The following is a 6,574-nucleotide window of genomic DNA, read 5'->3' as shown; positions in this document are numbered from 1 at the left end:
CCAGTGTTCATCTGTATTTATTTTAAGATTAATATTTTCCAATACAGGTAATCCCACCTCGTAGTTCATATGAATATTTTCAAAATCAATTATATTTTTTGAGGAACTTTTATGTTTTATCAAAACTATCTCCTTCTGATTTTTTATTTTATAAATATTGATACTCTATTTCAGCAGACTTCATACTAATATGTAGAATAACCTGCTTTTTTCCAACCCCTATACAAAGACTCTTTAAATAATATTATCATATTTTTTTATATTTTAACAAGACCTTCTAAGCTTATTACTTTTCATCTGCATCTTAGAGAGCAACGAGAAGAAAGTACATCTGTCCCTTTTCCCTTTACCTTTGTTAAATACTCCTTGGGGTATTCGTGTTTCCTCTCAACCTTATTTAGATTCTAATTTTAAATTTTTGATCCCTGTGTTTTTAATTTTCACTATAAAATAAAACTATCTTCTCTCTTGTTTCCTTATATGATATAATACTAATATTAAGCTCGTCTATTTAACAGTATAGACCTTTATTTCAGATACTATACGAAAGGAGAGTAAATTGAAAAATAAAGAGATCTTAGAAGATTGTTCCAACGGAATCACCTGTCATATGGGATATGCTATGAATAGAATAGCCGGAAAATGGAAGTTGGTTATTCTGTGGCATATCTATGATAAAGAGGTTATTAGGTACGGAGAATTAAAGAAAAGTGTCGGTAAAATTACCCATAAAATGCTGAGTAATCAATTAAAAGAATTGGTCAGTGATGGCATAATTCACAAAGAAATTTATCACCAAATTCCTCCCAAGGTAGAGTATTCTCTGACAGAACATGGTAAGACTTTGGCTCCCATAATGGACATGCTTTTTGAATGGGGTAGAAAAAATAGAAAAGATTAAAGAATCAAAAATCCATTAATATATGATTTCTATATTTACGACATATTATTTTCATTATAAAAGAGCAGCAAATTTGCTGCTCTTTTATTTTTTTTAATTTTTCTTCAGGTTATTCATCTCTTTTTCCAGAATATCCAGAAGCTTATTCATATCCTTAGATACAGCCTCTATAGTTTCAGTCTTAGTCAGATCAACCCCGGCCTTTTTCAGCTGATTCATCGGATGGTCGCTTCCTCCTGACTTCAGAAGGTTCAGATAACTGTTCAGAGCCTTGTCTCTTTCAACTTTGCTGTATTTTTCATTGGTTATTCTGTCATGGAGAACGGCAGAGGATGCAAAACAGGTAGCATACTGATACACATAATAAGGGGAGTTATAGAAATGAGGGATTCTTGCCCAGATTATCTTCTGTAATTCATCTATAGCCACAGTATCTCCGAAATAATCCTTAAATAGCTGATCCATTATCCCGCTCAGAACGTCTGGTGTCACTGCCCCGCCTTTTTCCACTATTTTATGTACCTGATATTCATAGTCTGCAAAAAGTGTCTGTATATAATAGGTTCCCACCACATTTCCCAAAGACTGCTCTATGAGAGCTATTCTTTCCAAAGGATCCTTTGTAGTCTCAAGCATGTGGTCAAGAAGAAGTCTTTCATTAAAGGTAGACGCCACTTCTGCCACAAAAATTGTATATCCGTGTGTAGAATAAGGCTGATTTTCACTGGAAAGCATAGTATGCATAGTGTGACCCAGCTCATGCCCTAGGGTAAATACTGAATCCAGGGTTGCATTATAATTCAGCAGCATGTAAGGATGCACTCCGTAGATTCCCAGGGAATATGCCCCGCTTCTCTTATTTGGAGTCTCATAGACATCCAGCCATCCCTCGCTCACTGCTTTTTCCATTCTTTTTACATATTCCTCTCCCAGCGGAGTTACTGATTTCAAAACCAAGTCCTTGGCCTCATCATACTCAAACTCTTTGTCATAATCCACAAGAGTTACCTGATTGTCGTAGTAGTGATACTCTTCCAGCCCCAATAATTTCTTTCTGAGGTTCACATACCTCTGAAGAGGCTGTGTACTTTTTCTTGTGACTTTTATGAGATTCTCGTAAACTTCTACAGGTATTTTGTTTCCTTCTAGAGCCTTAGAGAGAGTAGAGTCATAACCTCTTGCCTGGACAGTAGCATAGCTCTTCTGAAGGATTGATCTGTATATTGCTGCATATGTGTTTTGATTCGTTTCATAGGCAGTATAGAGGGCTTCAAATGCTTTTTTTCTGTCTTCCTGATTTTTATTGGTAGACAGTATTTTGGAATACACTGCATTTGTAACCTTTGTCTTTTCTCCCGTAGAAAGTTCTATCTCATTCCATTTTATATCCGAAGTGGTTAGTTCCTTGTAAATATCTCCAGGTGCACCCATAAACTGGCCGTAGTATGAAAGAAGTTTTTCTTTTTCTGCATCCAAGACGTGCCCCTGTAGTCTGTAAAGTTCCATAATATGGAATCTATGCTCTTCCAGCTCTTTGTTTTCATCTATCCATTTTATCATTGTTTCTTTTGGAATTTCCAAAATCTCAGGATTTATCCAGGCTACAGTAGCACTGTACTGTGTGTAAATAGCCATTATTTCCTGGAGCTTTTTTGAAGCTACTTCGTCTGTAGAATCCAGGTCTCTCATGAGATAGGGATAGAGATATATTTCATCTGTTAATTTTGAAAGTTCATTTTCCATGGCCACAAGTTCAGAAAAAGCCTTTGGATCGTTTTTTATTTTACCCCTATACTTCGGGATCTCTTCCATGAGTTTTTTAGCTTTTACCAAATCAGCCTCCCATTCCCCCCAGTTTGAATATATATCATTGAGATTCCATTTATACTTTTGATCTATATCTTCTCTTTTCAGTGTTTTACTTTCATTGGACAATTCTACCACTCCTTCTTTTTTTTCCTTCACAGATTTTTTATCTCTGCTTTCTTTTGACGGTTTTCCTATATTTTTTCCACTTATGTATGCATGTCCAGAAATTCCCAGGACTGCTATAAGTGCAAGTATAAGGAGTCTTTTTCTCATCTGTTATCACCCCTTGAATAATTTATTCCTATTCTCTATTCCGATAATTTTACATATTTCCTTTGGATCCCGGTCTATTATTTCACTCTTTTTCTTATTATATGCCTTCTTAAACTGACCCTGAGAAAAGTGATAATAAAAATACATATTATTAATATTTCCATTCTTTTTCACATTTTCACGAAAAACTCTAAAAATTTTATTCAAATTTGAAGTCCCCAGTATCCACATCTCACATCTGAATAATCTTTGAAAATCACATGCCAGATCTCCCATAAAATTTTGGATATCTTCTGAGAGGTCTCCGTAGTCACCAAACTTTGAAAGTTCCCTTGTCACTTTTGTATGAACAAAGCTTTTATTTAGGACAATTACTTCCCTGTCAAACTCATTCACAAATCCATTTTCTTCCATAAAATTTTTTCCGGTTTTCCCCGATATCCCCACAGCATATTTATTCTGGATACTTTCGTTGAACCCGGGATTATCTGTGACCCATATATACTTTATACTATCATTCTTTCTCAAATAGTCAAGTTTTTCATTATAGACAAATGCCCTCATCCTATCATCTTCATGGGCATATATTCTCAGAATCTCCTCTGAAAACTCAGGGTGATTTTCTCTGTATTCATTTATTTTCATCCTGAACCTTTCTCTTATTTTTACAAACTCTTCATACTGTCGGGATGTCATGAACTCCTCCTCACCTTTAGCATAACTATATATTACTACAGTACACCCTGCTTTTAAAGTACTTTTTATATCCCCGGGCTCTTAAAGTCAGTATTTATCTCCTGTTAAAAAATAAAAACACCTTCAGTTTTCAGATGCAGATGTTTTTATTTAAGCATGAAAAATCTGAAAAGACTTCCTTTACCCTCTTTAGATTCCACTTCTATCTTGCCGCCGCAGATCTCCACAAGTTCCGCAACTATAGGAAGACCTAGGCCCGTTCCTGCTACATTACTGGTTCTGGCCTTATCCACACGGTAAAACCTCTCAAAGATATTATCTATCTCCTCTTTAGGTATTCCTAGTCCGTTGTCCTCTATAACTATCTTATATCTGTCATAGACTTCTTTTATTTCCACCCTTATGACGGGTTTTTTATCATTATAGATAATGGCATTTTCTATGAGGTTTTTCAGGATAGTTGTCAGCTTATCAAAGTCAACTCTCATATAATCATTGGCATCTAGAAGATTTACCGAGTAAATTATTTCAGCCTCTTTTGATTTTATATACTGAGACAATACTTTTTCTATCTCTTCCTGTATTTTTTCAAATGAAACAGGGGCGAGGTTAAGGACCTTTGAATTTTCTATCTTGGAGATGTTCAGAAAATCCATGGTTATGTTTTCCAGTTTATCCACATTATTTTTTACTATCTTTAAAAATTTCCCTCTCATTGCTTCTGGGGCATCTTCCAAGGCTATAAGATAACCTTTGATATTTGTCAAAGGAGTCTTCAGTTCATGACTTATGTTACTTATAAAGTTTCTCTGCACCTCCATCATCTCACGATTTCTGGTCACATCTTTTATGGTTATGATGAACTGTTTTCTGAACTCCAGATATTTTACTCCTATCACAAGATATTTCTTTAGTTTAGAAATATATACATCTTCTTTTATATCTTTTTTTCCAATGGTGGCTTTTTTTACCACATTTATGATCTCTATATATTTCATTCCCTGATAGTAGTATCCTCCCTGGGAAAAACCATAGAGATAGTTCATAGATTCGTTCTTCAGAATCACCTTCATATCCTCATCTATCAGAACAATGGACATATCCACTGATGATATTACCTGTCTCAGTATTTGCTGCTCCAGATTGAGTCTCTCAAGGTTTTTTATATTCTCACTCTGCCATGACTGCACGACTTTCCAGAACTCCACCAGCCACAGATCACCCTTAGAATATATCTCTGTTACCTCAGCTCCTGCCTCTAAGGCTTCTCTTATGTCATCCACTTTATTAAACAAATGCCTTTTAAGATAATTTTTATAGCTGAAATGTATAAAAATATTCAGAATGATAAAAAATATTATCTGCCCCATGAGAATATTCCTGATATTTTCATAGTCTGAATTATATCCCCTGGCCACTCTGAGTATATAATTTTCTCCCTGCTCATCAGTATAGGGGATGGCGTAGTATGCCAGAAGTTCTCCTAGAGTCTCACTCTCTCTTACATGAAACCCCTGGCCATCTTTTATGGCATCTATCACTTCAGGCCTGGATCCGTGATTTTCCATTGTTGATTCCTCATCATATCTATCTGAATCATACACCACTATTCCCTTTGAATCTATCATAGTAAATCTTTTTTTTACGCTCCCGAAAATATCCTGGAAATCCTCACGGGAAGTATTTCCTGCAATATTTTTTATAAGGAGAGCGTCCTCTCTCAGTGATTTTTTCGCCACTTCCTCATAGAGAGTAGATACCCTGTTCATATTGATTTTTATAAAGAATATTTCAAGGCAAAAGATTAAGATAAGGGTTATTATCTCTTTTCTTCTAATTTGTACCCAACTCCCTTCACTGTTTTTATATTTTTGGAAAGACTCACTATCTTATCCCTCAGTTTGGATATATATATATCTACAGATCTGTCCCCTATATAATAACTGGTGTTCCATACTTTATCCAAAATCTTTTCTCTGGAAAGCACAAGTCCTTTATTTCTTATGAGAAGATGCAGGAGATCATACTCTTTTTTAGAAAGGTCTACCTCCACCCCGTCTTCCGTAACAAGATGTCGGTCATCATCTACTACTACACTTTTAAAAGTGTATTTTTTCGATGCCCTGGCACCGACGTCTAAGAATTTTTTCGCCCTCAGTATCAGCTCCCTGGGATCAAAAGGTTTTTTCATATAATCATTAGCCCCTATTTCCAGTCCTTCTAAGACATCCTCTATCTCTGTTTTAGCAGTCAGCATTATTATTACCGGAGTTCCATACTCTTCCGGAAGATCCCTTGCTATTTTAGTAAAGTTTTTCCCGTCTAGACTAGGCAGCATAATATCTAATATTACTAAACCTGGCTTGGTTTTTTTTAAAAGTCTGAGACCCTCTAAACCATCTGAGGCAGTCTCTACTTCATAACCTTCCTTGCTGAAAAAATAACTTACTAATTGTTGTATTTCAAGATCGTCTTCAACTATTAATACTTTCACGTCGCCCCCCTTAAATAGAATCTTGTATATCTATATTATATATTATTTTTTCCTCAGTAGCTCTTTTTTTCTTAAATATTCCCCACTTCTTTCATCAGTAGGCATTTATGTAAAAAAAATTATATTTTTGTTTTCAAAAATATAAAAAGACACCAGATACTAATCTGGTGTCTTAAAAAATCTACATTTTATGCTTTGGGAAATATTCTGTATGTAATAGATCATGTGCCTTGTGGCTCATTGGTTTACCTAAGTGCTTCTCATAAAGTTCCTTTATATAAGGATTTTCATGTGATTTTCTGAGATCTTTACCTTGATCTATAGAAGTCAGCCCAGCTGCTCTTTTCTCTATAATTCCAAAATCTCCGTGGTGATAAGGCTGTCCACCTCCACCTACACAT

6 protein-coding genes are annotated in these 6,574 nt (G+C 35.2%); 1 reads left to right on the top strand and 5 read right to left on the bottom strand.

Annotated elements, in window-relative coordinates; genetic code table 11:
- The first annotated feature begins 559 nt into the window (after positions 1 to 559).
- The gene (locus ABZA26_RS04910; protein WP_372713400.1) at positions 560 to 901 is read left to right on the top strand and encodes a winged helix-turn-helix transcriptional regulator; all 342 of its coding nucleotides are present in this window, start codon (positions 560 to 562) and stop codon (positions 899 to 901) included.
- A 93-nt stretch (positions 902 to 994) separates the two neighbouring features.
- Here ABZA26_RS04910 and pepF read toward each other — a convergent pair whose 3' ends face one another.
- The 5 genes from pepF to ABZA26_RS04885 all read right to left on the bottom strand — a co-directional run.
- Positions 995 to 2,983, bottom strand: coding sequence for an oligoendopeptidase F (gene pepF, locus ABZA26_RS04905; RefSeq protein ID WP_372713399.1), 1,989 nt, complete (start codon positions 2,981 to 2,983; stop codon positions 995 to 997).
- A gap of 6 nt (positions 2,984 to 2,989) precedes the next feature.
- Positions 2,990 to 3,679, bottom strand: coding sequence for a hypothetical protein (locus ABZA26_RS04900; protein WP_372713398.1), 690 nt, complete (start codon positions 3,677 to 3,679; stop codon positions 2,990 to 2,992).
- Between the two features lie 146 nt (positions 3,680 to 3,825).
- Positions 3,826 to 5,448: an ATP-binding protein gene (locus ABZA26_RS04895; RefSeq protein ID WP_372713397.1), complete on the bottom strand. Its 1,623-nt coding sequence runs from the start codon at positions 5,446 to 5,448 to the stop codon at positions 3,826 to 3,828.
- 50 nt (positions 5,449 to 5,498) lie between these two features.
- Positions 5,499 to 6,173 (bottom strand): response regulator transcription factor, encoded by a 675-nt coding sequence (locus ABZA26_RS04890; RefSeq protein WP_372713396.1) that lies wholly within the window; start codon positions 6,171 to 6,173, stop codon positions 5,499 to 5,501.
- A 181-nt stretch (positions 6,174 to 6,354) separates the two neighbouring features.
- Positions 6,355 to 6,574 (bottom strand): iron hydrogenase small subunit (locus ABZA26_RS04885; protein ID WP_372713395.1); only part of this gene is annotated, 220 nt, incomplete at its 5' end.

The sequence above is a fragment of the Ilyobacter sp. genome, assembly GCF_041583315.1.
In the GTDB taxonomy this organism is placed as follows: domain Bacteria; phylum Fusobacteriota; class Fusobacteriia; order Fusobacteriales; family Fusobacteriaceae; genus Ilyobacter.
Note: the sequence above shows the minus strand (reverse complement) of the source record. Positions and strands in the feature narration are given on the sequence as shown.

What these genes read in the sequence shown, in the direction of transcription:
- pepF (WP_372713399.1), bottom strand. Translation starts at nt 2,983, where the DNA reads ATGAGAAAAAGACTCCTTATACTTGCACTTATAGCAGTCCTGGGAATT.
- ABZA26_RS04900 (WP_372713398.1), bottom strand. Translation starts at nt 3,679, where the DNA reads ATGACATCCCGACAGTATGAAGAGTTTGTAAAAATAAGAGAAAGGTTC.
- ABZA26_RS04895 (WP_372713397.1), bottom strand. Translation starts at nt 5,448, where the DNA reads ATGAACAGGGTATCTACTCTCTATGAGGAAGTGGCGAAAAAATCACTG.